A 24,747-nucleotide genomic window follows, 5' to 3' on the forward strand; every position below is an offset into this window, starting at 1 on the left:
GTGCCTCGTCGTCCGGATGGCCGACGAAAGATGTGGGGGACGCGGTCCAGGAAATGCCCGGCCGAAGGGGCGAACGAAGCTGGTACGGCGAGACTCGGACGCGAAGAGACCATAGTCACGTGCCTCGCCGTTGATGACAGTTGGCGAGAGGGCGTCCTCCGAGGGGGCGTCCCCCGTCAGAAAGCAGCGGTGTTCGCCCTCGGCATCGAATGCATTCTCACATTTACGTTGCAATCGGCAGGAAGCTTGAACGTATTCCGGGCCGAGTGGGTTTCAGGCTGGCGCAGTTGTGGACGGCCCAGCAGGACATGGGTCGCAATTCCTACGTCCGCGATCGTCACCATGCTGGTGTCGTAGAAGTTGGTCGGGTCCTTCTCGACATCGATCTTGAGGCGGACTATGACATCGTTGATGTGATGGCGAACCGTTACTTCCGAGACTCCCAGCGCCTTGGATGTCCGCTTCACCGACAGATCGTTTTCCAACCACACGCACAGGGTGTTTTCGAGATCTCTCTGGTCGGAGAGCAAGGGACTCAATCGACTCTCGGCCCAGGACCGGACTGCCTCGATCTCGTAAGCCAGCAGGTCATCGAGGCTGGGTACGGGCACTGGAGCGGCAGCCTGCGGGGTCGGCAAGGACAGGATGTCCAGGGCCAGCAGAACGAGAATCCGGTCGTTCCCGGTATGGAGATCCAGCCCGAGCACGCTATTCGCCCGCGCCAGCCTCTGACGCAAGGTGTTTCGGTGAATACCTAGTGCCCGGGAGGCTTCCGCAGCTTTGAAGGAGCACCCGATACGAACGGTGTCGAGGATTTGACGGTGCTTGGGTTGCCTCAACACAGGCTCCAACAGGTTCGTGGCCCAGGCATGCGCTGACAGGCGTGGAAGAAGCGGGGCCAGCTTCGGGTGCACACCAGTACTGATCCGGCCGGGGAGGCGAGACGCGTTCCGGAGTGCCTTGGCGGCTTCGGCATGGGCGGGGCCGATTGCTTCAACGTCATAAAAGCGGCTTACGCCCATGACGATCCATCCACGCCCCCCGACAAGCGCCTGAAGGTCGGCCCCCACGCTCGGATCATGTCGCGCGGAAGTGACGACAACGATCTGAGTCGCATTTTCTGGGCAGGGTGAAACGAGAGCGCGATCTTCAAGTTCGTCTTCGCACCATCGCAAGGTCGCTTCTCGGTCATGTCCGCCGGTGTCGACGATGCGAACACGTGCTTTCTCCGTGTCCGCGAGGGAAGGGGCGAGGGTGTGGGTGATGATCTGTGCCTTCGCCGTTTCCAAGCCGATCAGCAACTGTGTCGCAGCCTGGTTCACACAGCGCGGTCCCAGGATCACCGCCTGGTGCTCGCTCCGTGCCTGTTCGGAGAATCCGAGGAGCTTCGCGGCGTGTCGAACCAACCGGACCTCGGTGCCGGTAAGAGCACGGTGCGACGCAACGCCGAGTACGAGGGTGTCGCCCCCGCCGAAAACTCTGACCGCGTGTGTGTGTTCGGCAGGCGCGGAACCGCTGGCCCCTGCCGAGGTGGCCAGATGACGGGCAAGGTTCGTGCGGCCGCCAGGGTCGGCAGCAAGGATGCCCCGCTCGCTTGATCCGAGAGCCACATCCGCGTGCAGAGCGGAGGACAGCCACGTGACGATGTCCGTTGCCGTGCGGGAATGGTTGACACGGGCCGGTATCCGGTTCAGCAGGTTCTCAAGTTGCTCGACATGACGCTCCGCGAGGACGGCTCGCTGCTGCTGGATGAAGTGGTTGACGCCGACCCACTCGGAGTCTGCGCCTGTCGTCAGGAGCGGGAACTTCAGCTCGTCCGCTCTGGCCTGGGCCTGGGCCTGGGCCTGGGCCTGATCCTGCGCCTGGGGAGTTTTGGCGACGGAGTTTGCGGGCGTTCGTAGAACCAGCCCAGCAGCGTTGCGCAGGCTCAGATCTGTGATGAGCTCGCAGAGTGCCCTGACGTCGCGCGCCCTCTGTGAATGCCCCCATGCCACCAGGGCAAGGCCGCCGCCGGTTGCCGGGAGATGGTGCGATTTGATGTCATGCCCGGTTTGTTCGGCGGGAACGAGAGCGGTGACCTCAGCGACCCGGATCTCACCGTATGCGCTTGCCTGCGCGGGGTGAATCCAGCGCAGTCGCAGATCCGGTCTTGTCTCGATGAGACGGTTGAGAGTAAGCACGGTGCCCTCTCCTTGTTGCTACCGGCCTGTGGCGGTTGCTACCGGGCCTGTGGCGTCGCAGCGGTGATGGCCGGGGCCCCGACGGTCATCCGTTCACGCTCTTCCACTCCGATGCCAGAACCGCCCAGAGCTGTTTGTCGTGATACCTGCCCCCGTACGGCCATGCCTCGCGTCGCACCCCCTCCAACGTCATGCCGAGCCGCTCGGCCACTGCCGAACTGCGCTCGTTGTCCGCACGGCAGTGCCATTCGGCCCGGTGCAGCCCACGCGAGGTGAAGGCCCAGTTCAGCAGAGCGTCGCTGGCCAACGTGACGAGGCCGTGGCCTTCCCCGGAGGGCTCCAGCCAGCAGCCGATCTCGCACGAGCCGAGAGCAACGTTGAAGCTGACATACATCACGCCGCCAATCAGTACGTCATCGCGCCAAATGCCGTACAAGCGGGCACCGTCAGCCGCCTGCCATTCGCCATACCGCTTCAGTGTGGCCCGCGCGCCATCCACATCGTGGGTCACGAACCCGGCCCCGACCCATGGCCGGATGTGCTCGCGAGCCCGGTCCATGTGCTCGGCGAACTCTTCCGCGTGCCACAGCTCAAGCGCTCCCAGGCGAGCGCCCTCGCGCAACGGTAGGGACAACATGGCGACCTTCCATTTGCATAACAGGTGTTACGACAATATACCGTGGGAGCATGCCACGCACCAAGGGAGATCATGAGGCGCGCCGACGCGACGTTTCCGAGGCGGTATGGCGGGTGATGACCGCCCGCGGTTTCGGCGGTCTCACGCTGCGCGCTGTCGCCGACCAACTGCAGGCCACCACCGGTCTGTTGACGCATTACTTCCCTACCAAGCGCGCACTCGTCACCTACGCTCTGGATCTACTCGAAGAGCGGACCGTGTCCCGACCCCGGCGCCCTGCGGGCGACGGGGCCGAGGCTCTGCGGGCTGCACTACTGGACATGCTTCCGCTGGGCGACGAGACCATCCGCAGCAACCTGATTTGGGTCTCCTCCTGGGACCACGTCCTGTCCGACCCGGAGCTGGCGCTCGCCTACGCCGGCAAGTACGCCCGCAGCCGTGACGCACTTCGTGATCGGGTGGCCGCGGCCCAGGAACTCGGTGAGCTCCTCCCTGGTGATCCGGCTGGGATCGCGGCCGGCGTGCAGTCCTTCGTCCTGGGGCTGACGGTGCAAGCCTTGTTCGATCCAGCGGCGTTTCCGCCTCCCCGCCAGATCGAGCTCCTCGACCGCCACCTGGTCGCACTGGCTGCACCGCACCGGCCCGAAAACGCCGTCGAGCCCCCCGCGTGAGGGGCGACTCTTCCGGGACCGGCCAACTGCGGCTGTCTGCCGGTTCGTCCGCGGCGGGTGTGCAGCGCGCGAAGCGCCGCCGTCAAATGAATGGTGTCGAAGTTTCCCCCTCGGATCGGTCAGCAGCAGCAGGCTGCCCCGCGCTCGCCGGTTGCGGAGTACGACGCCGGGGCGGCGCGGACCGAACCGCAGGCCATCTCACATCCGCCGATTCGGCGCTGATTCGCGCAGAGTCTTCCCCTGCGCACGGAATGGCGCAGGGGTGTCCTGTGTCCACCCACCCCGGAGCCGCTCCTTCCACCGAAGGATCATCGGCCCGGCGATCTGCACACGGCTATGTGCCTTGGGGACCAGGGGTGTTGGAACACCGCAGTGCTCCTGGGTGTTGCTCTGCGGTATGAGGATCGGCGAGGCCTCCAAGGCCAGCGGCGTGAGTGCGAGATCGCTGCGACACTACGAAGAAGAAGGCCTGATCGTTCCCGGTCGTCACAGCAACGGGTTCCGTGACTACTGCCAGTCGACGATCGACCGGGTGCGTATCATTCGCTCGATGCTCGAGGCTGGGCTGCCCGTCCGGTTGATCAGAGAAGGTCTGCCCCACCTCACGGGCGCGTCTGAGCCCGATATGGGCATGGCGTGTGAGGAGTTTCTCCTCGAGGTGCAGGCCTTCCGCGACCGACTCGCAGCACGCATCGCGGTTCTCAGTGACCAGCGTGCGGCTCTTGACGCCTACCTGAGGGAGACCCGGGACCCGGGATCCGGCTCTGCCGGACCTGTGAACACCTGGCTTGACCTTGACGTAAGTGCGAAGGTTCTACGTTCGGTGCATGAAGATCGATGAGCAGCAGACTGCTGAGCCGACGATGCGGGCACTGGTCCAGCACTCGCATCAGGGACCGAAGGACTTGTTGCTGACGGCCGGCCATGTTCTTCCAAAGCCGGGGCCCGGCGAGTACTTGATCCGTGTGGGCGCCGCCGGCGTCAATTTCGCGGACGTGATGCAGACGCGCGGAACCTACGGCGGTGGGCCGCAAGCACCCTATGTGGCCGGGTTCGAAGCCGCCGGAGAGATAGTGCAGGTGGGCCCGGACGTGGAGTGCCCACTGGCCGTCGGCACCCATGTCGTCGGCGCCGGCCCGGGGGCCTTCGCCCAGTACATGACGATGTCGGCGGCAGAAGCTCTCTCGGTCCCCACCGGATGGAGCGACTCGGAGGCTCTCGGCCTGGTGCTGAACTGGGCAACTGCCTTGGCGGCACTCAAGCCGCTGGGTGAGATCAAGACCGGTGAGGTGGTGCTTGTCCATGCCGCGGCCGGGGGTGTGGGGCAGGCTGCCGTCCGTCTGGCTCGTCACTATGGAGCGCGAGTGATCGCGACGGCGTCGCCCGCCAAGCACGACATTGTCATGGCGCTCGGCGCCGAGGTCGTACTGGATGGTCGGCGTCCCGACCTGTCTGCGGCGATCATGGGGCTGACGGGCGGGGTCGATGTGGTCCTGGAGTCGGTGGGACGGGACACCTTCGAAGCCAGCCTGTCGGTTGCCAGGCCCTTCACCGGACGCGTCGTCGTCTTCGGTGCGGCTTCCGGCGAGGCCGGCCTCACGACGCACGACCTGGTCTTCAACTACCGGGCTCAAATCAAGGGCCTGCACATCGGCGCACTCGCAGCGGCAGCACCACCCCTGTATCGATCATTGCTCGTCGAGATCGAGGAGCTTATTACCCAAGGTGTGTATCCGCCCGGTACCCCTCAAGTCCACGCTCTGGCCGAGGGTGCCGCGGTGCTCCGGCAACTCGAAGGGGGGCTGACTCATGGGAAGCACGCTTTCGATCCCTGGCGTTAGAGATCGCAAAAGGAACTGCCATCTGAGGTGTCGCGTCGGTGATGCTCGGCCGCTGGCCGCTGGCCGCTGGCCGCTGGCCGCTGGCCGCATGCCGCCCGCGACGCTCGGACTATGGACAGCGGCGAGGGCGCGCCGTGAGGTCTGAGCGGTGGGCCCACCGCCCGACATGCCTGAGCAGGCTGCCCGTCCTCGCTTGGGACACGATAAGGAGTTGACCAGCTTGAGGCGTCGGTAGCAGATGAGGCCGCAAGGCGAGACGAAGGCGACACGAAGGCGTCGTGGATTGCGTTGGAGTCGCAGCCCTTGTCGCCGAGGAGGGCCGCCGGGTCGTCGGCGGTGCCGGCCGGACCGGCCCGCGACGGTCGGGGTGCCTTGGGGCAGACCGCCGGCCGCCGCCGATTACCGGGGGCGCTCAGGACGGTCGTCGTACTCTTCGCGGGCGGTGATGACTTCTTCGATGTGCAGCACGGACCACTCCGTGAGCGCCTTCAGGGGTTCCCGCAGCGTCTGGCCGAGCGCGGTCAGCTCATACTCCACGTGCGGCGGCACCTCCGGGTAGACGGTCCGACTGACCAGCCCGTCGCGTTCGAGGGTGCGCAGCGTCTGGGTGAGCATCTTCTCGCTCACGCCCGCCAGCGCCTGCCGGAGCCGGCCGAACCGAGAGGTACCGTTCCGGCCCAGCTCGCCCAGCACCAGGACCGCCCACTTGCTGCCGATCTGGTCCAGCAGGTCCCGCGAAGGGCAGCCGCGCTCGTACGGATCGAACGACGGTATGGGCCCGGTCACGTTCTCGACTGCGGTCATGCGGCTCACCTCAATGCTATCCATTGGGTAAGTACCCTACCAAGAAGTGGCTACTCCCTGATGGAGAGTGTCCAGGTCATGCTGGGTTCCATCCCACCGCAGACGGACTGCGGCAAGGCGTGCGATGCACGCGCGGAAGGAAGGAACGACCATCATGCCGATCGTCGTCACTGGAGCCACCGGCCAGCTGGGCAGGCTCACCATCGAGGCACTGCTGCGGCGCGGGATCCCGGCCGCGGACATCATCGCGACAGGCCGGGACATCTCCAGGATCAAGGACCTGGCCGACCGAGGCATCACGGTACGCCGCGCCGACTTCGCGGACACCGACGGTCTGGTCGAGGCATTCGCGGGGGCGGACAGGCTGCTGCTGATCTCGGCCTCGGTCCCCGTGGGTGAGCGGGTCGCCAACCACCGGCGTGCGATCGACGCGGCGGCGGCCGCAGGCGTGTCGCAAGTGACGTACACGAGCACGACGCACGCGGACACAGCCACCACCGTCATCGGCGCTACGCACAGCGAGACCGAGGAGTATCTGCGGGACCGCGGAATCCCCAACGTGCTACTGCGCAACGGCTGGTACCTGGAGAACTACACCAGCCAACTGCCGCAGATCCTGCAGAACGGCGCAGTCGTCGGCGCCGCTGGCGAGGGGCGGATCAGCGGCGCGTCCCGCGCCGACTACGCCGAGGCCGCAGCGGTCGTCCTCACCGCCGAAGGCCACACCGGCGCCGTCTACGAACTCGGCGGCGACGAATCATTCACCCTCACTGAGCTCGCCGCCGCGATCTCCGCTGCGGCCGGAAAACAGGTTGCCTACACCGACCTCCCGGTGACCGAATTCGCCCAGGTACTGGCCGCCGCGGGCCTACCCGCCGAACTGGCAGAGGTCCTCGCTGACGCTGACCGCGGTATGAACCGCGGCGAGATGTACACCGACTCCGGCGACTTGCGCCGCCTGATCGGCCGCCCGACCATGAGCCTGGCCGAGGCGCTCGCGGCCGCCCTGCGGCACTGAGCTTGAACTTGTGATGTGGCCGGGTTGCGCAAGCGGGTCTGACTGTCGGACCGGTCTCGGATGAGGCGACCGTCCATGAGATCCCTGCGTGACTGGAGGTGCCGTAGGCCGCGCCGGATGCGCGGGACGAGGTGTTCGAGGGTACTGAGGCGACGTCGGAGCGCACCCCGCGTCGCAGAAGGGACCAGGTCCCCTCGACGCGGTTGAGGTCGGGGTGCACGCGGCGGCAGACGGTCAGCCGGCCGCGGGCCTCGGCGAACTCTTCTGCAGTTCGGCGGCCTGTGGACGTCGAGGTTGCCCCGGGCGAGCCTAATCGGGCCGTAGGGCTGCGGGTGCGCTGCGGTCAGCTGGCTCGGCAGTTGCGCGAGAAGAAGCTCGAGCGCCTATCGCCCCTGGCTGCCCTCGTCCTCATCCTCCAGCAGGCCATGGCTGTCGCCGCTTGGGCACCGAAGGTGCATGAACAGTCGGCACAACGCTCGCGGCGAGCAACCGAGCAACCGAGCAACCGAGCAACCGAGCAGGCGACCGGGTGGCCAGGTTGGAGATGGCGCATGGCGGTTTGAAACTGCACAGTTCGAGTCGAGGCAGTTCCCGCAGAAGGGCATGTCGGAACTCTGCGGGCAGCAGATGGTGCATTTATGTAATGGTGCCAGCCAGCGATCGTTTCCTACTGTGGTCGACAGCTCCGTGATGTTCTGGCCTTGTGATCTTGCGCATGGTCGGCATCTCGGACGTTCGAGATGGTGACCGGGGTCCTGGCAGTACGAGTGAGCCCCCGTGATCGCCTGCGCAAGGGGCTGATTTTCGCGTGACGTTGAGCGGACCGCGAGAACCGCTACTCATGACGAAAGAAGCGCTCCGTGACGGCACTGGACAGAGAACCCATGGGACAGACAGTCGGAAACGCCGACGAAGGGAAGCGGTCGCGGAATATCTACCTGACCGTCGCCTTCACTCTCCTCTATATGGGACTCCATGTGTACTGGGCGGTCGGCGGAACATGGGGGGTGCCGCTGGCCGCACTGCAGAACGCCGATGCGGTGAGGAAAGCCAACTGGGTTGTGTCCGGCATCATGCTGATCGGTGCGGCCTGGGTGTTCGCACTTGACCACCGATTCTCCAGGCGGGTGCCGGCCTGGGCGGTTCTCGCTCCTCTCTGGTGCGGCGCTGTGGTCTGCGCGTCTCATGCTGTCTTCGGCTTCGTGACGAAGACCCTCTACCTGGCCGGTGTGCACGATGCCGTCGATTTTCCGGATGCGACCGGGGTGAGCGGGGCGGCGCTGGCGCAGGACCACCATGTGTCTGCTGTCAGGGATCTGTGGGTGTTCGAACCATGCTTCCTGATTCAGGGTCTTCTGCTGGCTCTGGTCGGCCGGCAGTTCATCCGCACCCCGGGGGGCCGCCGTACGTGGTCTCTTTCCTTGCTGGTGGGTGTTGCGGTGGTCGATGTGTTCGGGTTGTTCCTGGCGCTCGGCAACGCGCACTTCGCAGTTGGCTGAGGCCCCGCGCGGGCGCTCCGCTCCGGCGCGGCCGAGGCCTGGATGGCCGCACTGGTGCATTGGCCCAGAGATCGACCTCCGGGCAGGGCCGGGGACCGATGGCCGGCACTGCCGCTTCGGTGAGCCTGGTGACAAGTGACGTCACTTGTCGGAGACGGGCCGAGTCCCCGTGTCACGTCTGCCCGGGATGATCGACGGAGCAGGGGAGTCGGCATCCACGGCATCTTCACCATGGACAACGAGACAGCCCCTGACCTTGTCGTTCAACCACTGCCCTGCCGCGCGATGTCGCGCCGGGATCAACAGTCGGGAGGAATGACAGTCGCTGTCACATCGCCGATCGGGCGGAATTGAGCAGGCCGGTTCGGATCCGCTGCTCGCCGAGCTCCGGCAGGAGTGCGGTGACGTGATCGGCTGCCAGGCCGGAGAGCAGGGCGTGGGCGGTGTAGTCGGGGTCGGGTGTAGTGGCGAGCAGGATCGCCGCATGCCGGTGCCAGAAGCGGTAGGCCCCGATCCTGTACCGGGCTCCAGGCGTGGCGGTTTCCGACATCCGGACCAGCGCCAGATGCTCCAGCAGGTAGTCGAAGTAGGCGTTGAGGAATGCGGCCAGGCGTTCGTCCGCAGGGGCTCCGGGGCCGAGTGGGGGAGGCCCGGACAGGATGGCTTCCTGCAGAACGCGCTCACGGGCGTCGAGCAGTGCGGCGGCCAGTCCCGACTTGTCGCCGAAGCGGCGGAACAGGGTGCCCTTGCCTACGCCGGCGGCTGCGGCGACTTGGTCCATGGAGACCGCGTCGACGCCCTGTTCGGCGAAGAGCTGGGCGGCTGCTTCCAACACCGCGGCTCGGTTGCGGGCCGCGTCTGCACGCTCCGTGGGCGGCGGCGTCCGCAGGAGTTCCAGCGGGACTGGCAAACCGGACCGCAGTCCGTTACTGTCGTGAGTCATAACAGGACTGTAGTCCGATTCTCTTAGGAGGTAGTGGCATGACCGCTCTCATCACCCGCGACGATCTGGCGAAAGCGATCGAGGCCGGCACTGTGACCGTCGTCGACGCGCTCGGCGGCGAGTACTACGCCCAGCAGCATCTGCCCGGAGCCGTGGCGCTGGTCCTGGCCGATGTCGAGGCCCAGGCGCCCGCCGTGCTCCCCGACCGCGACGCCGCGATCGTCACCTACTGCTCCAACGCGGCGTGCCCCAACAGCGGACAGGTCGCCGACCGACTCACCAAGCTCGGCTACACCAACGTCCGCAAGTACCGCGAGGGCATCCAGGATTGGGTTGAGGCCGGCCTTCCCGTCGAATCTGCCTGATCCCAGCCGCCGGGTGAGGATTCCCGCGGATTTCTCGCCCGGCGGCACGCGGTGGACATTACGGGACTGCATGGGCCTCATCTGAAGGGTGATCACCTGCTGTGGACGATGGTGGCGTGATGAGCATCAGTGGCAACCAGGTGAAGGCCCAATTCCCGGATGGACTTGGACGGCTGGCCGCCCGTGAGGCGGGGGCGCTGTACACCTTCCCGGCCTTGGGCGGGTTGACGTCCGCGGGAAGGTCGGTACACCGGCCGCCGGGGCAGCCCCCGCGCCCACCCCGCAGTACCGAGCCCGGCCAAGAAGGCTGCCCGTCGGGGGAGTTCACCGCTCGCCCCCTGCTCTCCGAGAACCGTTTGTGCCCGGCCGACGTGGCTACTACTACGACCGTGGACATCCGGAGAGTCGCACACCGTGCGGCGGGGCGAGGCAGCGGTGCCGATCGTAGGGTTGGTGGCGGGCCTGCTGGCGCTGGTACTGGGCGCGCGAGAGATGTGGACACAGGGCCGCCTCAGGCGCAAAGGGCTACGCGTCCGGGGCAGGGTGGTCGGAAGCCACCAGAACCTCGCGAGCAAGGGTCGCGACGTCTCCGAAGTGATCGAGTTCCATGACGCACAGGGCGGACGGCACATGTTCGTTTCCCGGACCGCTGGGGGCCGGGAGTTCCCGGTGGGTGCTGAGGTCCCGGTGCGCTACCTGCCCGCCGATCCAGAGGTCGCGCGAATGGACCGCTTCTATCGGAAGTTCTTCGGTGTTCACGTCGGTGATGGCCTGGGTGCTCCTCACTGATCAGTGACCCCCTCCCACGGGCGCGGGACGCCCTGCCCGCGGGTGTTTCCTGGCCGCAACGTCACAGGCCCCGGGCGTCGCACAGGGTGGCTCCGACCTTTGCCACGGCGGCGTCCATCTGTGCACGCCTTGGCGGCCTCGCGTACGCCTTGAAACGGCTGGTCGAGGCGGGAAGTCACGAGCTTGACGGTCGCCTCGTCCCACGCGCAGACGTGCTCTGTCTCCGCACTCTGCCTGTTCGGAGTTCGTATCCGTCCAGCGACAACGCGGATGCAGTGATCCCCCTGTGAGGGCCCGGACGTGTGATCCGTCCACGGAGCAGTTGCCCAGCTCCAATAAGGTCAGCGAGACGGAGTTCGGCCAGCAGGCCGGCGTACAGGCGGGGACGGACGCCGGCCTCCGTCCAGTCACTCAGCCGGCGCCAGCCCGTAACCCCGGAGCAGCCACTGTCTCCGCAGCGACATCGCGCCACGCGACACCAGTCCGCAGCACCTACACGACGCCCGCAAGCGCCACTCGGTCGGGAACACGCAACCGCCCGGGATGGGGGCAGTGCCGGGCGGGAGCCGGTGGCAGCAGCGCGGCCACCCGCTCCCACAGATCGTCAGGAACAAGATCGGCGTGCACTCGAACACCCCGCCGACCAAGATCGTCGAGTGCGGGACCCGCAGCTGAGGTCACCCTGAAACGATCAGTTGGCCAGACAGGCGTACTCCTAGTCAGGCGTACTCGTTGTCCCAGAGCATGCTGCGTATCCACCATCGGCCACCGGTGTCGCGATAGACCTGGATCGAATTGACACCGCGGAACGCTGGTTCGACATCGTCCGGGGAGTGCTTGCCCACGTAGGAGCTCCACACGTGACCGATGTCGCCGAACAGTCGGATCTCGCTGCCAACTTCGATCTCGTGCAGGTCTGTCGAGGCGAGCAACGGCGTGACTGCCTCGATGAAACCGTCCAGGGTCAGTACCTCCAGGCGCGACCGGCCGGATTCGTCTCGCGCCATCCGCATGAGGCGGCATTCGGGGTGCAGCACCTCACGGTCCCTCGACCAGTCGCGCGGCCCCGCCGGGCCGGAGACGGTCGCGTACATCTCGTCGACCAGGTGCCGGACGAGATCCTCGTCCGCGGCCCCCGGTTCGGCATTCTGCTTTGCGTCTACATGGGTCATGCGGTCATGCTACCCGAAGACATAACGAGTGTTATGTGAATTGCGGCCTCCCGTCACACCAACCGCCTGGTGGTCGAGGCCGGGGCGCTGGTAGCCGCAGGTCAGGCGCACTACGCAGCTCCGGCGTCGCTCGTCGGCGCGGTGCGCGACCTCAGGTTGTGCCGCTCCAGGCCCTGCGCAATCGGCTCAAACGCGAGGAGGCCTGGGTGGTCGGCGGCCGCCAAGTGGTGCAGCCTGCCGTGGGTTCGTTGCCCGGAACCGGTACCTGCGGCTGCGGAATCTCCCGCGGGAGATCGAGGAGGGTCTGAACGTCGTGGAGTCCTCCAGTGGCCCGAACTCCGTGATCACCTGCGGCACATGCGGGGAGATCGCCCCGAACCGGCGCGACGGGCAGGGGTGTTCGTACTCTGCCTCACAATCTGGCGGTCGGTCCCGGCCCGCGCGACACCCTGCTGCTCCTGGGTGTCCTGGACGAGCCGGAGCGGGCTCGCCTTCTTCGCCCCCGCCAACCGGCGCGGCCCGAGCCCGCTGTCCCGGTCCCATGTGCGCCCGTACGGCGAGGTTAGCCTCGACATGGCCGCCCGCTTCGATCTCGCGGGGGCAAGGGTCGCCGGCCCCGCACCGCAGGCGATCGGGCACCAGTTGAGAACGTGTGAGCCATCGGTCCTCTGGAGCGGCACATGCCGGACCGAATCCCGGCCGGCCCGGGACGCCGTGTGAGCCGACTCGCCGCTGGCCCGGGACGCCTTTACAGCACGCGCCGTAACACCTCGCGCCGTTCGGCCCACCTGGCCCGAAGTCGCGGCGGAACGGCGTGTCGGCACCAGGGCTCCGGCTCAGATCACGTGCTGGAGACCTTGTGGACGATGGTGTCGTCCGGGTCCAGTCGTCGCCCGTCCGCAGACAACACTTCCAGTCCGCGGAGGCGACGTCCCTGTTGGCGGTCGACCAGCTCTGAGCGCGGTTCGCCGGGGGTGAAGAAGTTCTGTTCGCCCCACTGTCGCAGTGCCACGATGACGGGGAAGAGCGCCTTCCCCTTCGGAGTCAGTACGTACTCGCGGTAGGCGCTGCCGTCCGAGGCGGGGACGGACTCGAGGACACCGCCGGCGACAAGGGTGCGCAGACGCGCGGTGAGGATGTTCTTTGCCACGCCGAGGCTGCGCTGGAACTCCCCGAAGCGCTGGCTTCCATCGAAAGCGTCCCGCACGATCAGCAGGGACCACCAGTCGCCGATCGCGTCCACCGACCGGGCGACGGGGCATTCACTGTCGTCGAAGCGCGTCCTGGCCACCATGGCGTCCCTCTCTCTAGTGACGGTTGCAACATGCTACCAATAAAGTTACCGTCACCATTGGTAGCAAGATAAAACCAGGTGAGCTGAGGAGTGCTGATGCCCGGCGACGGTGAGACCGTGACACGACGAACCGAGGCCCGAAGCGGGGACGGTACCGCGCCCGTCCCGCCGCGTGGCGTCGTCATACTGTTCGCCGTCGCCTGCGGGGCCGCGGTGGCCAACGTCTACTTTTCCCAGCCGCTCCTGGTGACCATGGGGCACGATCTCGCGATGAGTCCAGCGCTTGTCGGCAGCGTGGTCACCCTCACGCATGTCGGATACGGGCTGGGACTCTTCTTCCTCGTCCCATTGGGTGACGTGGCCGACCGCAGACGGCTCATCGTTGCCCAACTACTGCTTCTGGTGGTGGCGCTGGCCGTGGTGGCCGCCGCCCGCACCGCAGCGGTTCTGCTCGCGGGCATGGCTGCGACTGGGCTTCTCGCGGTCGTCACGCAGACGCTGGTGGCCTTTGCCGCATCGCTGGCCCCTCCCGCCGGACGCGGACGGGTCGTGGGTCTGGTCACGAGCGGCGTGGTCATCGGAATCCTGCTCGCCCGCACCGCCTCCGGGCTCATGGCGGATCTCGCGGGCTGGCGCTCGGTCTACCTCGCTTCGGCGTCGCTCACCGCTCTGCTCTCCCTGGTCCTGTACCGAGTGCTGCCACGCCACAGCGACGCTCCGTCGGCGACCCTGCGCTATGGACAGCTTCTGCGCTCCACGATCACCCTGTTCGCACGGGAGCGACTGCTCCGGCTCCGGGCCCTGTTCGGCCTGCTGATCTTCGCCGCCTTCAGCACCCTGTGGAGCAGCATCGCGTTGCCGCTCAGCGAGTCCCCGTACTTCCTGTCTCACAGCGCGATCGGGGCGCTGGGACTGATCGGTGTCGCCGGCGCCCTGGCCGCGACCGCCGCGGGCCGCCTGAACGACCGCGGACTCTCCCGGCGGACCACCGGCATCGCCCTGGCACTGCTCGCCGCCTCGTGGCTCCCCTTGGCCTTCACCCGCAGCTCGCTGTGGGCCCTGGTCGTCGGGGTGATCCTTCTTGATCTCGCCGTGCAGGCGGTCCACGTCACCAACCAGACCCTCATCTACACGCTGCACCCCGACGCGGGCAGCCGACTGATCGGCGGATACATGGTCTTCTACTCGATCGGCAGCGCAACCGGCGCCATCGCGGCAACCTCCCTCTACACGGTGGCCGGCTGGGGCGCCGTGTGCGCACTGGGTGCAGCGTTCAGCTGCCTGGGGCTGGTGCTGTGGGCGTTCACGCGGCACAGCACCCCGGACCCCACCGTTCGCGGGCCTCGCCGGAGCCCTTCGAGGTGACCGGCACGCCGTCGCCCACGGAACCGCCACCCAGACAACTCCGGCTCAACGAAGGCCGTATCACCGACGCCAAGCTGCGGAAACAACTGATGGCCGACCGCGCAGGCATCTCGTTACTCCGCCACGGAGTCGTTCCGACCGTCCACCTCCTCCGCCGCTGCACAGCCCAAACGACGGCACCACCGATATGGCCGTCGACCATGGAAAGCAGAGCCCGTATACGAACGCGCTCATGGTTGGACGGGCTCCGCCGGGGGACGGGCGGGGTCATCGTGGGTGCGGGCGAAGGCGTCGTCGGCACGGTGAACAACGTCGGGCCACGGAGGTGCCTGCCACACACTCAAGGAATGGTCCTCAGGGAAAGGCGGTCAGGCGCAGGGTGTGGCTGTCCCCGCCGTGGGTCACCCCCTGGTCGAGCGCGGCGGGCTCGGTCCGCGTGGTGCGCAGGCAACATGGGGCCACGGCGCCGTCCCACGGCGACGACCTGTCGCCACGTTGTCAGGCACGTTCCCAGAGGGCCGGTGCGGCCGCAGGCTGCCCGGCCTGTTGTGCCTGGTGGGACTGGACGCAGTGGTACGTGACTCCGTCGTACGTGACCTCGTCACCCACCCGGTAGACGTGGCCGGGCGACCAGGAACCCTGGTCGGTCTCCGCGCCGGGCGTGGCGCTGCTCTCGGCTGCGGCGGTCATGAGGACGAGGCCGTATTTCTCCAAGAGCGGATTGACTGGCTGGAAGAACGTGGTGCCGCCGCCGGTGCAGTCCCCCGAGCCTCCCGAGGTGACACCCTGGGCCTGACTGCCCGAGATGTAGGGGCCGCCGGAGTCGCCGGGCTCGGCGCATACCGTGGTCCGGGTGACCCCATCGACGGTGCCTTCCTGATAGGTGACCGAGGTGTCGTGCTGCTCGACCTCTCCGCAGTGCCAGCCGCTGGTGGAGCCGGAACGGCAGACGGCCGCGCCTACGAGGGCCTGCGTCGAGCCCGCCACCTGAACATTCTCGCCACCCTCACCCTTGACCTGCGGTGTCGCTGTCCAGTCCTTCCCTGTCTTCACCCAGGCCGTGTCCTGGCCCGGGAAGGTGGACGCCTGAAAGGTGCCCTGCGCCACTTCGTTGAAGCCGGTCGTAGCCGTGCCCGGCTTTCCGCAGTGTCCGGCCGTGGCGAAACCCTGTTCGTCCCCCTTGGTGACAGAGAAACCGACGGAACAGCGTCCCGCCTCGACGTGGAAGGCGTCGCCGCCGACGATGTCGTACAGGGCGCGGGGCCGTTCCGGGGAGAGGTTGATGTCGACGATGGCCCGGTCCACCCCGGCCGCCGCGATGAGGGCTTCCGCGGCACTGCTCCTGGCAGCCTGGACCGCCACCCGGTTCCTGCGGATGTCGACGTATCGCACAGGAGTGTCGAGGCCCTTGGTGCCGGCCGCCGCCTGGTCCAGCTTCGCCGCGGCGAGCCGCAGTTCGCCGAGGCTGTACTGCGTTACTTGTGCCTCGGCACCCGCGGACTCGATGGCGGGGGCATCAGCCGCGTCGGTGGTGGCCACAGTGAGAACCTCGGACTCCCCGCCGCGCACCCACGCGCCGGCGAAGTTGTTACCCAGGGCGATCTGGAGGTGGCCGGCGCGCGCACCTGCCTCTGCCTCGTTGCTCAGCCGCTCGCGCGCCTGTCGGGGCGTCAGGTGGAGATCGCGCTGCAGTGCGCTCAGCAAGGCGGCGGACGGTTTGTCGGCTCCCGGGGCCGGGGCCGGGGCAGCGGTCATAGGTGTTGACGGCTCGGCGGCGAACGCGACGGGCAGGCCCGTCAGCAGTAGGGCTCCCACCGCTGTCAAAGCAGCGTGTGCGGCTCCGGCACTTCTGTGGCCCATTGGGTGGCTCCTTGATTCCCGTGTGTAGAACGTCGGAGACACAGGCATTGCCGAAGCCGCGTGAATGATGCTTCTGCCCGGACATTTCGGCGTGATGGCAGACAAGGAAGGCGCCATGCGGCGTAATTCCGACACGGCCTGCGAGCACAGAGCTGTCGGCATCCGGACGGGCAGGACGGCGCCTTCGACACGAACGGCGTCCGACACGAATGGGGGTGACGGTGTTGCGTGGGCTTCGGCGTACGAGTCTCTGGCTGGGTCAGGGCGGCAGCGGCAGTGCGGCACCGACGCGGACTTTCTTGGCCGGCTGGTCGGCCCGCAGAAGGTGATCAGCACGAGGACCGGTGAGCTTGACGATCGTGAAGCGACACGGCAGAACAACTTCCACCGCAGCCAGCGGCCGGGCCGAGGGCAGAAGGCGCTGATCATCCAGAGGGTGAGGGTGAGGGTGAGGGTGAGGGTGAGGGTGAGGGTGAGGGTGACGGCAATCTGGCAGGCGGGCAGCACTAATTCGGACTGGTGTGAGACCTCCCCGCCGGGAGGCCGCAGATCGAGGAGGGCCCCGAACGGGTGCAGCGCTCGGCCGTGGGGGCCGTCTCATCAGTGTGGCGGCGGCCTGCTCCAGGATGAGGATCTCTCGGAGCAGCGCTGACATGACGCCGAGGGCCGTCCCGTAACCCCTGGCGGGCGCGCGACGTCAGTTACGGCACCCCCCGCGCCGGGGGAGCCGGCCGACGCCGGGACGAGGCATTCGAAGGCATCACGGGAGGCGACCGCAGGTATCAGGTTCATCAAGGCGTCGTAAGTCCCCTACGTTCCTACGGAGCCTACGAGGCCCTTCCTCTCGGGCGACTCGCTTTGGTCGACATCTGAGCGAACGCTCGGCCGTCATGTCTGCCCCTCCAAGAACTCTGCGATACGCGGCCAGAGTTCGAGCCAGTCCTCACCGGCGTGCTCGTTGTCGTGCCCCAAGCCCGGCACGGTCACCAGACGCGCGGGAAGTCCGAGTTGCTCGGCTCGCCCTGCCAGTTCCAGCGCCTGCGACAGGGGTACGACCTCGTCGGCATCACCGTGCACGATAAACAGTGGCGCCTCGACCGTCTCCAGCGACCGCAGTGGCTGTCGCCGAGGATCGGCGAAGTAAGCACGGATCTCGTCAGGGCCGACACCGGGGTGTGACGGGAGCAAGCCGCCGGCGCCGGACGTCTCCGCCTCGACGAGCCGCGCCGGGTCGTACAGGCCCATGATGAGGACGGCACGCTGCCACAGTGCGGGCTCATGGGCCAATGCCAGCAGGGCGGAGTACGCGCCCCTGCTGGTGCCAACGACGCTCAGCCGCGCCCCGTCGATCCGCGGCAGGTCCGCAAGATACCGGGCCGCCGCCACGACGTCGTCGATGTCCCCGCCGCCCATCTCGCCGCGCGCCGCGTACTCGTCGCCGTGGCCCGGGGCGCCGCGCTGGTCGACCGTGAGGACGGCGAAACCGGCGGAATGCAGCGGCGCGTGTTCGCTGACGTGGGCGTACCTGCCCTTGCCGTCCAGCGCTCCGCCCGCGCCCGAGGTGCACACGACCACCGCCGGGTGGGGGCCCGGGCCCGCGGGCACGCTGAGGTGGCCGTAGACGCTGAGCCCGTCGGCCGAAGGGAAGGTGTGCGCGGAGATACGTTCCTGCGGGCGGAAGGTGTCCGCGGGTTCCCGGTCCAGTTCCTCGGCCAGCAGGGCGGCCAGGCGGTCCACCGACAGGTCGCGAAGGAGCCGCACTGCCGGGATCGATACCCCGAGGTTGTTCTGGAGCAGCACCCGCAGTTCGACGCCGATCAGCGAGTCGATGTCCACCCTCTGCTGGTCGCGCAGCTGTTCCTCGGACAGCCCCGTCACCCGGTGCAACAGCGGGACGAGGAGTTCGGAGAGGAGCTGGAGGCGCTCCTCGCCGGTGACTTGACGCAGGCGGCGCGAGACCGACGCCTCGCCCTCGCTCTCGCGCCCGCTTTCCGGCACCAGCGAGCGGAAAGCCGGCAGCGGCGCCAGCTGTGGATTGGCCTGCGCCCAGCGCAGCCAGTCGACGTTGGCCACCGACCCCTCGACGGGCCGGGTGCGCAGCAGGGTCCCCAGCTCGGCCACCAGCTGCCCGGGCGCCAGGCCGATATGGCCGTTGCGACGCAGGATGTTTCCAACAGTGCCGTCCCGGCTGACCGCCACGCCGACCGTGTCGATCATTCCCCAGCCCACGCTGGTCGCGGGCAGCCCGTGGGCGTGGCGGTAGCGCGCGAGCCCGTTGAGGAACTCGTTGGCCGTCGCGTAGGCGCCCGCGGCCGCAGCGCCGAGTTGCGCGGCGATCGAGGAGAAGAGCAGGAAGAAATCGAGGTCGTCCTCCCGCGTCTGGAGGTGCAGGTTCCAGGCGCCGTCGGACTTCGGGCGGGTAGCCGCGAGGAGTCGCGCGGGATTGGCGTCCGCGAGCACCACGTCGTCGAAGTCCGCCGCGGCATGCACGATGCCCCGCAGCGGTGGGAGTTCGGCGCGTACCTGGGCAAACATGTCCGCCACCCCGGCGCGGTCGGCGATATCGGCCTTTTCGACACGCACCTCGACGCCGCGGGCCGTCAGATCGCCGACCACTCGCTCGGCCTCCTTGGTGGCGATGCCCCTGCGGCCGAGAAGTACGAGGTGGCGTGCGCCCTGCTCCGCGAGCCAGTCGGCGACCACGAGTCCCAGGCCGCCCAAGCCTCCGGTGATCAGGTAGGTGCTGTCGGACCTCACGGGGGAGGCATCCTCGGCGGCGTCTGCGGAGGCGTCCGCGGGAGCGGATTCCGGGGCGGAGGCGGATTCGGCTACGACGGCGGCCGAGGCCGCCAGGGAGGTCGCCGGTACGGTCACCCGCTCGTGGGTGAAGCCGACGACGGTCTTGCCGACGCGGTCGCGGCCGGCCATCGACCTGAACGCCTCATTCACCTGTCCGGCCGGTACCTCGGTGACCGGCGGCAGCTCGAACGCGCCGCGCTCACACAGCTCGGCCATCTCGCGCATGCACGTACGGACGGCTTCCGGGGCCAGCAGCATCATCTGGTCGTAGTCGAAGGCGTGGAAGGAGAGGGCCCGGTGGAAATGGCTCAACCGCAGGGCACGGTCCGCGGCTATGTCGGCCTTGCCCAGCTCGACAAACCTGCCGAACGGGCGCAGTAGCCCCAGGCTCTTGTGCAGCATCTCGCCCGCCAGCGCGTTGACGACGACGTCCACCCCCTCACCGTCCGTCATGCGCAGGATGTCATCGGCGAAGGACGTCGAACGCGAGTCCGCGACGCCCGACACCCCCTCACGACGCAGGAACTCCCTGCGCTCCTCGCTGCCGGCGGTTGCGTAGACCTCGGCGCCCAGCGTCTTCGCGATGCGTACCGCGGCCAGACCGACGCCGCCTGTTCCCGAATGGATCAGCACCCGCTCCCCGGCGCGCACCCCGGCCAGCCGCACCAGCGACTGGTGTGCGGTGACGGCGGGGAGCAGGGAGGCGGCCTGGGCGAGCGAGAGCGTCGTCGGCTTCTTGACGACGCGGACGGTGTCGACAGTCACGTGGGAGCGGAACAGGTCCCTGGCATGAACGAACACCTCGTCACCCACGCACAGTCCGGAGCCGACGTCGGAGCCCGCGTCCGCGCCGGAGACCCCTTCGCCGACCCGGACCACGGTGCCCGAGCATTCGAGACCGAGGGTGTCCTGCGAGTAACTCCCCTCCCGCGCAGCGGGTGCCAGCAGGCCGGTGGCCTTCAACACGTCCTTGAAGTTGAGGCCCACATGGGAGACCTCGATCTCGACCTCCGCAGGGCCGGGCGCACGGCGGGCCGTCGCCGCGAAGCGGAGGGCGTCCACCCCGGTGCCGTCGGCGACCAGGCGTACGGGTGTCCGCTCGGTGTTCACGGTCACGTGGTGCAGCGCAGAGCCCTCACCGGCATGCTCAAGACGGCGTACGTACCGCTCGGTGCCGCGCAGCGCCACCTCGTCCAAACCGTCGTGGGTCAGCTCCGCGACGAGTACGGCAGCGGAGGAGCGGTCTGGGGCCCCGGAGGCTTCGGTCCCGCTGCCATCCGTCCCGAAAGCGTCGGAGTCCAGGTCGATAAGCCGGCACCGAAGCTCAGGCCGCTCCGCGCCGACCACCCTGCCGAAGCCCCACAAGGAGGCGGCGAACGGATCGCTCGTGGCGTCGTCCCCGCTCACGCTCTGGGCGCCCGACGTCACAAGGAACAGGCGTGTGGCGGAGGCGGGGAGGGCGTGCACCAGCCGCAGCGGGTCGGCGACGGGGGAGCACGCCATGGTGTCGTCGTTGTTCTCGGGAGCGTGGATGTAGATCACGCCGCGGCAGGCGGGCACGCGGGATGCGTGTGCGGCTACCCGCCCCGGCCAGTCGTCCGCGCCCGGGGCGGAGCCGGTCCCGTCCCCGTCACCCTCGTACGGTGAGACGTGGACAGCCGTCCCGCCCCGCACCTCCAGTTCCCGGACGATGCCTGCGGCGGCCCCGGCTGCGCCGACGACGATCCAGACGCCTTCGGCGCCGCCGGTGCCTTCGAGGGGCCGAGGGAGCCACGCGTGCTCGTAGTACCGCTCCGGCGGGCCGTTACGTTCCTCGGACCGGCTGTCCGCCATGCGCTGGGCGCGCAGTCCGAGGACCTCCGCGACCACCTCGCCGTCGTCGGTGACCAGGGTGAGGTCGCATTCGATACGCCCGTCGACCGTGCTGCGGCGGTCCTTTCCATGCACCCACAGTCGCTCGCCCGGCGCTCGGTGGAAGCGGAGTTCGGCGATGTGCGCGGGGACGTACGTGGCCCCCGTGACATCGGTGGCCGAGCGCAGAGCGCCGGCGATCATGGCCTGGAGGGCGGCGTCGAGCAGCGCCGGGTGCAGGCGGTATCCCTCCATATCGACGGTGGCGGTACTGAGTTCGGCGAAGACCTCTCCGGTCGACTCCCGGTGCCAGATCCCCTCGACGGCCCGGAACGCGGGCCCGTACTCCAGGCCGGTGTCGTCCAGCCGGGCGTAGATCTCGTCGCGATCCCAACGCGGAAGCCCGGCAGTCAGTTCCGCCAGGCTCTCGGCGCGGGCCGCGGGCGGACGCGGACGGCTGAGATCAGGACGACGCAGCCGCGCATGGAGCGTCCATGACTCATCACCCCGTTCCCGCGCGTGGAGTGTGACCAGATGGCTCTCCGGGTCGTAGACCGTACGCAGTGTCGGAACGACGTGGGGCGCGATGATCAGCGGACGCTGGAAGACGACATCCTCGAAGGAGACCGGCGCCTCGTCCGGGAACATCGCCAGCGCCGCTTCCAGATACCCCGAGCCCGGGAACACCACGGTCTGCCCGATCCGGTGGTCGGGCAGGTAGGGGAACTCGGCCGTGGACAGCTGCACATCCCGGGTCGGGGTGGTCGCCCGGACCCCGCGGCCCGCCAGCCGGGGGCCATCGCCACCGAGCCGCGCCTCCCGTCCGGTCTCGGACTCCGTCCAGTGGTGGTCCCGCTGCCAGGGGTAGCGGGGCAGATCGAGATGGTCGCGCGATCCGGGGTGCACCCGCTCCCAGTCGGGCTCCACGCCCGCCGCGTACAGGGCGCCCAGGGCTTCGAGTAGTTGCCGGCGCTGCGGCCGGTCCCGCCGCAGCGAGGCCACTCGAACCAGCTCGCCGCCGCGTCCCGACAGTGCCTCGTCGATCGCTGTGGCCAGCACGGGGTGCGGACCGACCTCCACGACCGCGCCGGCCCCGAGCGCCGACAGGCGGCCCACGGCGTCGGCGAACCGTACCGGCTGACGTACGTTCCGCCACCAGTACTCGGCGTCCAGTTCGGTCCCCTCGACCAGGTCGCCCGTCACGGTCGACACCAGCGGGACCTCCGCCTTACGGGGCCGGATGTCGCGCAGAGCGGCCAGCAGCGGCTCGCGGATCTCGTCCATCTGGTGGCTGTGGTAGGCCACTTCCACCCTGAGCCGCTTCACGGAGGCGCCGACGGCTTCAAGACGTGCGGTGGCCTCGTCCATGGCCTCCTCGTCGCCCGCCAGGGTGGTGGCGGTCGCGCTGTTGACCGCGGCCACGCCCACCCCGGCCGGCAAGTACGGCCGGAGCGCGCCCTCCGGCATGTCCACGGCGGCCATCACTCCACGGCCCGCGAGGCGTGCCTGGAGGTTCGCGCGGTGATAGGAGATCGTCAGCGCGTCATCGAGCGAGTACACGCCCGCCGCGTAGCCCGCGGCCACCTCCCCGACGCTGTGCCCGACGATCGCCGTGGGCTCGATGCCCCACTCCCGCCACATCGCGGTGAGTCCCGCCTGAACCACGAAGTTGGCGACCTGGGCGTACAGCGTTTCGGTCAGCCGGGATTCGGCCTCGGGCCGCAGCAGTTCGTCACCGATCGACACACCGAAGCGGGCCAGTACGCCGTCACATTCCGCGACGGCCTCGGCGAACCTCCGCGACGTCCGCAGTAGTTCGGCGCCCATACCCCACCACTGCGGGCCCATCCCGGTGTATACGAACGCCACGTCGGGCCGGGAAGAGGGCCGGGAGCCGATCTCCAGTCGCCGTAGCTGCTCAGCAGCTTGCGCGGGATCGCCGGCGACGACGAAAGTACGCAAGGAGTGGTGCTGGCGCTGGGTCGCGGCGGCCCGGGAGACCCGCCTCAGGGACGGCGCTCCTGGCCGCTCCAGCAACTCGGCGTACCGGTCTGCCAGGGCGCGCAGGGCCTTGGGGCTGCGGGCGGACAGGGCCAGTAGGCGCAGAGTGCCTTCGTCGGGGGAGCCTGCTGCGGAATCAGCGTCGGCCGCGGCGGTCGCGGCAGCTCGGTCGGGCGCGGCGGGGGCCTGCTCCAGGATGGCGTGCGCGTTGGTGCCGCCGAACCCGAAGGAGTTCACCCCGGCCCGGCGCGGCCCGCTCCAGGCCGGGAAAGGGACCGCCTCGGTGGGTACGCGCAGCGGGAGGGAGTCGAACGGAATCTTCGGGTTCGGCGTCTCGAAGTGCAGGTTGGGCGGTATGACGCCGCGTTCGAGGCACAGCACCGCCTTGATCAGACCGGCCACTCCCGCCGCCGCCTCGGTATGCCCGAAGTTGGACTTCACCGACCCGATCCAGTGCGTGCGCTCCGAGTCGCCGAGCACGCTTCCGATGGCGTTCGCCTCGATGGGATCACCCACGGCGGTTCCCGTCCCGTGAGCCTCGTAGTACCCGATCGACGTGGGTTCGACGCCCCCGGCGGCGCACGCCTGACGGATCACTGCCCGCTGCGCGTCGACGCTGGGAACGGTGATACCCGGTGTGCGACCGTCCTGGTTCACGGCGGTGCCGCGCACCACCGCGTGGATACGGTCGCCGTCCCGCTCGGCGGCGGCCAGCGACTTCAGTACCAGGATGCCCGCGCCCTCACCGCGCGCATAGCCGTTGGCACGGCTGTCGAAAGACTTGCAGCGCGCGTCGGGGGAGAGGAACTGGCCCTTCGACATGAGCATCGTGGTGACAGGGTTGGTCATCACGTTGACCCCGCCGGCCACGGCCATGTCGCACTCACCGCGCGACACCGCGACGCAGGCGTGGTGGAACGCCACCAGGGAGGAGGAACAGGCGGTGTCCATCGTCAGGGAGGGACCGTGCCAGTCGAAGGCGTATGACAGCCTGGCGGCCAGCATGGTCATACTGACACCCGTCGGCGTGGACGTACTGATCAAGTCGCGTTCGCTGAGGCCTAGTTGCGCCGTCGCCGCGTCGAAGGTGAAGCCCCCGACATAGCTCCCGACGCCAGTGCCCGCAGTCCGCTCCGGCGGCAGCCCCGCGTCCTCGAACGCCTCCCAGGCGACCTCGAGCAGCAGTCTCTGCTGCGGGTCCAGCGCGGCGGCCTCCCTCGGCGTCATACCGAAGAAGCCGGCGTCGAACCGGTCGACACGCGACCGCAGGAAGCCACCCTGCCGTACGGTCATCCGCCCGGGAGTCGCAGGATCGGCGTCATAGAAGGCGTCCGCGTTCCAACGGTCCTGCGGCACATCGACGATCGCGTCGGTCTTCGATGCGAGCAGGTCCCAGAAGCTGTGCGGGTCGGCGATGCCGCCGGGGAATCGGCACCCGATACCGACGATCGCCACGGGCTCCTGCCTGGGCGCCCCACCCCCGGAGCCCATACCCCGGCCAGCGGTCACGACAGTGTCCGGCACATCGATGACCGACGGCTCATGGATCGTCCTCCTTGGGTGTTCCCCCGTACAAGATCACGCATCTTCACCCACACGATCGCATATGAGTGCGAGACGGCGGGCGGGGCGCGCACCGGAGGGAACGATCATTCATC

General features: G+C 68.3%; 16 protein-coding genes and 1 pseudogene. 8 read left to right on the forward strand and 9 right to left on the reverse strand.

What is annotated here, in order from left to right:
* Nucleotides 1–176: 176 nt before the first annotated feature.
* Nucleotides 177–2,180, reverse strand: coding sequence for a helix-turn-helix domain-containing protein (locus tag ACFVJX_RS02225; RefSeq protein ID WP_384124996.1), 2,004 nt, complete (start codon nt 2,178–2,180; stop codon nt 177–179).
* 85 nt (nt 2,181–2,265) lie between these two features.
* Nucleotides 2,266–2,817 carry a GNAT family N-acetyltransferase gene (locus tag ACFVJX_RS02230; RefSeq protein ID WP_384124994.1) on the reverse strand — a complete coding sequence of 184 codons (552 nt, stop codon included), beginning with the start codon at nt 2,815–2,817 and terminating at the stop codon, nt 2,266–2,268.
* Nucleotides 2,818–2,867: 50 nt separating this feature from the next.
* Between ACFVJX_RS02230 and ACFVJX_RS02235 the strand changes: the two genes are divergently transcribed.
* The 3 genes from ACFVJX_RS02235 (at nt 2,868) to ACFVJX_RS02245 (ending at nt 5,329) form a co-directional block, all read left to right on the forward strand.
* On the forward strand, nt 2,868–3,488 hold the full coding sequence (locus ACFVJX_RS02235; RefSeq protein ID WP_384124992.1) for a TetR/AcrR family transcriptional regulator: 621 nt from the start codon (nt 2,868–2,870) through the stop codon (nt 3,486–3,488).
* Nucleotides 3,489–3,885: 397 nt separating this feature from the next.
* Nucleotides 3,886–4,329 (forward strand): MerR family transcriptional regulator, encoded by a 444-nt coding sequence (locus tag ACFVJX_RS02240; RefSeq protein WP_384124991.1) that lies wholly within the window; start codon nt 3,886–3,888, stop codon nt 4,327–4,329.
* Nucleotides 4,316–5,329: a zinc-binding dehydrogenase gene (locus ACFVJX_RS02245; RefSeq protein WP_384124989.1), complete on the forward strand. Its 1,014-nt coding sequence runs from the start codon at nt 4,316–4,318 to the stop codon at nt 5,327–5,329. Before ACFVJX_RS02240 ends, ACFVJX_RS02245 begins: the two co-directional genes overlap by 14 nt.
* A 399-nt stretch (nt 5,330–5,728) precedes the next feature.
* Here the strand turns inward: ACFVJX_RS02245 and ACFVJX_RS02250 are convergent, their stop codons facing one another.
* Nucleotides 5,729–6,133 carry a winged helix-turn-helix transcriptional regulator gene (locus ACFVJX_RS02250; RefSeq protein ID WP_384124987.1) on the reverse strand — a complete coding sequence of 135 codons (405 nt, stop codon included), beginning with the start codon at nt 6,131–6,133 and terminating at the stop codon, nt 5,729–5,731.
* Between the two features lie 154 nt (nt 6,134–6,287).
* Between ACFVJX_RS02250 and ACFVJX_RS02255 the strand changes: the two genes are divergently transcribed.
* Both ACFVJX_RS02255 and ACFVJX_RS02260 read left to right on the forward strand, forming a co-directional pair.
* On the forward strand, nt 6,288–7,151 hold the full coding sequence (locus ACFVJX_RS02255) for an SDR family oxidoreductase (protein WP_384124985.1): 864 nt from the start codon (nt 6,288–6,290) through the stop codon (nt 7,149–7,151).
* An 860-nt stretch (nt 7,152–8,011) separates the two neighbouring features.
* Nucleotides 8,012–8,650 carry a DUF3995 domain-containing protein gene (locus ACFVJX_RS02260; protein ID WP_384124983.1) on the forward strand — a complete coding sequence of 213 codons (639 nt, stop codon included), beginning with the start codon at nt 8,012–8,014 and terminating at the stop codon, nt 8,648–8,650.
* A gap of 328 nt (nt 8,651–8,978) precedes the next feature.
* Here the strand turns inward: ACFVJX_RS02260 and ACFVJX_RS02265 are convergent, their stop codons facing one another.
* Nucleotides 8,979–9,593, reverse strand: a complete 615-nt coding sequence (locus tag ACFVJX_RS02265) for a TetR/AcrR family transcriptional regulator (protein ID WP_384124981.1) — start codon at nt 9,591–9,593, stop codon at nt 8,979–8,981.
* Between the two features lie 38 nt (nt 9,594–9,631).
* Between ACFVJX_RS02265 and ACFVJX_RS02270 the strand changes: the two genes are divergently transcribed.
* Together ACFVJX_RS02270 and ACFVJX_RS02275 are read left to right on the forward strand one after the other, a co-directional pair.
* Entirely contained in the window at nt 9,632–9,958 is a 327-nt protein-coding gene (locus ACFVJX_RS02270) for a rhodanese-like domain-containing protein (protein ID WP_384124979.1), read from the forward strand.
* Nucleotides 9,959–10,411: 453 nt separating this feature from the next.
* Entirely contained in the window at nt 10,412–10,747 is a 336-nt protein-coding gene (locus ACFVJX_RS02275) for a DUF3592 domain-containing protein (protein WP_384124977.1), read from the forward strand.
* Between the two features lie 279 nt (nt 10,748–11,026).
* Here the strand turns inward: ACFVJX_RS02275 and ACFVJX_RS02280 are convergent.
* The 3 genes and pseudogenes from ACFVJX_RS02280 to ACFVJX_RS02290 all read right to left on the reverse strand — a co-directional run.
* Nucleotides 11,027–11,428 (reverse strand): annotated as a pseudogene (locus tag ACFVJX_RS02280) (transposase); the annotation flags it as partial.
* Nucleotides 11,429–11,466: 38 nt separating this feature from the next.
* Entirely contained in the window at nt 11,467–11,919 is a 453-nt protein-coding gene (locus tag ACFVJX_RS02285) for a hypothetical protein (protein WP_384124975.1), read from the reverse strand.
* Nucleotides 11,920–12,760: 841 nt separating this feature from the next.
* The gene (locus ACFVJX_RS02290) at nt 12,761–13,213 is read right to left on the reverse strand and encodes a winged helix-turn-helix transcriptional regulator (RefSeq protein WP_384124973.1); all 453 of its coding nucleotides are present in this window, start codon (nt 13,211–13,213) and stop codon (nt 12,761–12,763) included.
* A gap of 96 nt (nt 13,214–13,309) precedes the next feature.
* Here ACFVJX_RS02290 and ACFVJX_RS02295 point away from each other — a divergent pair, with 96 nt between their 5' ends.
* Nucleotides 13,310–14,578, forward strand: coding sequence for an MFS transporter (locus tag ACFVJX_RS02295; RefSeq protein ID WP_384124971.1), 1,269 nt, complete (start codon nt 13,310–13,312; stop codon nt 14,576–14,578).
* 498 nt (nt 14,579–15,076) lie between these two features.
* Here ACFVJX_RS02295 and ACFVJX_RS02300 read toward each other — a convergent pair whose 3' ends face one another.
* Both ACFVJX_RS02300 and ACFVJX_RS02305 read right to left on the reverse strand, forming a co-directional pair.
* The gene (locus ACFVJX_RS02300; RefSeq protein WP_384124969.1) at nt 15,077–16,438 is read right to left on the reverse strand and encodes a trypsin-like serine protease; all 1,362 of its coding nucleotides are present in this window, start codon (nt 16,436–16,438) and stop codon (nt 15,077–15,079) included.
* Between the two features lie 888 nt (nt 16,439–17,326).
* Entirely contained in the window at nt 17,327–24,544 is a 7,218-nt protein-coding gene (locus tag ACFVJX_RS02305) for an SDR family NAD(P)-dependent oxidoreductase (protein WP_384124967.1), read from the reverse strand.
* Nucleotides 24,545–24,747: the final 203 nt, after the last annotated feature.

Origin of the sequence: Streptomyces sp. NPDC127177, from assembly GCF_042672475.1 — a bacterium.
Lineage (GTDB): Bacteria > Actinomycetota > Actinomycetes > Streptomycetales > Streptomycetaceae > Streptomyces.